At 59.6% G+C, this 2,441-nt stretch carries 3 protein-coding genes; 2 read left to right on the plus strand and 1 reads right to left on the minus strand.

Features of this window, described 5'->3' with window-relative positions; genetic code table 11:
* Positions 1–69 precede the first annotated feature (69 nt).
* On the minus strand, positions 70–474 hold the full coding sequence (locus VJV58_RS13210; RefSeq protein WP_324137800.1) for an ABC transporter substrate-binding protein: 405 nt from the start codon (positions 472–474) through the stop codon (positions 70–72).
* Positions 475–654: 180 nt separating this feature from the next.
* On the opposite strand from VJV58_RS13210, the gene VJV58_RS13215 reads away from it, so the two are divergent.
* Positions 655–1,119: a RidA family protein gene (locus VJV58_RS13215; protein ID WP_324137801.1), complete on the plus strand. Its 465-nt coding sequence runs from the start codon at positions 655–657 to the stop codon at positions 1,117–1,119.
* 243 nt (positions 1,120–1,362) lie between these two features.
* A partial coding sequence (locus VJV58_RS13220) for a RidA family protein (protein ID WP_324137802.1) occupies positions 1,363–2,441 on the plus strand: 1,079 nt, incomplete at its 3' end.

The following is a 2,441-nucleotide window of genomic DNA, read 5'->3' on the forward strand; positions in this document are numbered from 1 at the left end:
ATATTGATCGATGCTGCCCGGTGCCTGGATCGCGATCTTCTTGCCCTTGAGCTTGGCGCCGTCGTTTGCCTAACGGTAACCCGCCTCGTACATCGCGTTGCTTGCGACGATCGTCATCGAGCCGTGCCCGGGCTTTTCACTGCCGCGGTCGAGGATGAGCTTGAACGGGGCGCCCTTGGCCACGGTATTGAACAGCCCGGCATTCAGCGTGGTGGCAGTCACGTCCAATTCGCCGGCTACCAATGCCGGCATCGCGAGCGCGCCGTCGGCGAAATATTTCAGCTCGGCATCGAGGCCGACCTTATCGAACAATTTCTGCGCTTCCGCGATGAAGATCGGTCCGGAAGAGATCAAGGGGACGAGACCGATCCGAATCCGTTCTCGCGGCTCTGCGGCGCGGAGCACGGAGGGAGCAGCTGCTAAAAATGTCGTTCCGGCGGTGAGTGCGAGCAGGCGGCGGCGGTTTAATGTCATGGCGTGCCTCTTGCGATGGAGCCCGAGGCCGAAAGTCTAAGGCGCTGTTTCGGTGAATGCCAGTATCGGGCCGGCCGACAGTCGATCCGTGATGTCGCATCGAAGGCCCAGCTAGTCGAGCGGACGTTGACGCGTGGCCGGCCGATGTGCAGAGACTCGTCGCAACAGGGAGTACGCGCCATGGCCGCATTGAAGCCGCCCTTCAAAATCTCGCCAAGCAATCCGTCACTCGGTGAAATTCAAACTATTCCCGAGCGCAAGCCGGACATGCCTTACGCACCGGCGATCCGCGTCACCGCGCCGGGCGATCTCCTGTTCATCTCGGGCGCTACCCCGTCGCCGCTCTACCATAAGCACCCGCATGTGCTGTCGGAGCACAATCATCCCGTGAGGATCGCGGATCAGGCGCGACTTGCGATGGAAAACATCAAGTCGATCCTCGACCACGAAGGCCTGACTTGGACCGACGTGATCAAGATCACGCGCTACCTGACCGACATGCGCGACATGGACGAGCTGATGGCAACGATGGGGCAGTATTTCGGTTCGTGGACTCCGGCAAGCACGACGGTCTGCGTTAATCAACTGTCGACGCCGGGTGCGCGCGTCGAATTGGACATGATAGCGGCCTATCCGAAGCGGTAAGCCGCCCTCGGCATTCACATCTTGGATGCACGCGCGCCGTGTGCGCGCCCGGAAAAGGGTATTTAGAGGCGCCTTGAGCCGATGATCTGGGTCAAGTGTTGGCTAGATCGCTTGTTTTTCCGAAGCACGGAAGTTCGAACGGCATTTCCGAACGCCACGGCTCACGCGGCTCCGACCAGGTTGCATGCGGTTCGGGACGGAGCGAAACTTGCATGACGAGTAGCGCGCCAAAAGGTTCGGTGAATGAACAAGGACAGAGACCGCTCCCGGATTGAAGCCATATTGCCCGTCCCCATTCCGAATACACCTTTTCAATGGGCGCGCGGAGTACGGGCAGGACGCTGGGTCTTCGCCACAGGCCAATGCGGTACCGATTACAAAGACGCAATTGCGTCTGAGGTGCTTCAATCCGGTCACCCCTTCGATGGTCCATCGCAGGCGCATCGTGAAGCCAAGCGCATCTTCCAAAATGTGGCCGATGTGCTCGCGGCGGGTGGATCGAGTCCGGAAGACATCGTTCGCATCGATCAGTACTACACATCTCCCGATGTGGTCGACGGCTATCATCAGGTTAGACGGGAGTTCTTTAAAGGCCGGATTCCGCCCTCGACGTCGAACTTGCATCGGCGGTTTCCGCGCACCGAGCAGACGATGGAAGTTCAGGTCATGGCGGCCGTTCCGGGCCGGGACTTTCAAGTGCAGCACGCCAAAGACGGAGCATACAAAATTCACGCAAGCTCCGGATATAGCCCTTCGCTGAGCGCCGGCGATTTTCGCTTCGTGCCTGGTCAAACGGCCGAGGCGCTGAAGGAAGCAGATGCCCCGGTCGACCCGGAAGCGAAACGTGCCCATGGTTTGTGGAAGGGCACGCCCATCATGCTGGAGACCGATTTCATTATTCGACGAAAGCTGAAGCCGACACTGGAGGCCGCGAACGCGAGCCTGGAAACTATCGTGAAGGCGCAGGTCTATTTGCGCGACCAAGCGGATATTCCGGGTTTCCGCCAAGTCTGGGCGCAGCACTTCCCGGTTCAGCCCCCGACGACGATCATTGCGACAGAGACGCCCGGCTTCATTATGCCGGAGCTCCGGATCGAAATTAATACCATTGCGCTGGCCAAGGACGGTGCGACGGTCAAAGAGGTCGTGGCGCCAATTGCTTCGCTGTTCAGTGGGAGCACACCCGCGATCCGCGCCGGCGATCTGCTCTTCTTGTCTGGCCTCATGGCGATGCGCGACGGGTCACTCATTTCGACGGTACGAAGCGATCCGACGCAGCCGTACTTTGCACAGCCCGTAAAGAACGAATTGCGTGAAATTCT

The sequence above is a fragment of the Bradyrhizobium sp. genome, assembly GCF_035273305.1.
Classification (GTDB): domain Bacteria; phylum Pseudomonadota; class Alphaproteobacteria; order Rhizobiales; family Xanthobacteraceae; genus Bradyrhizobium.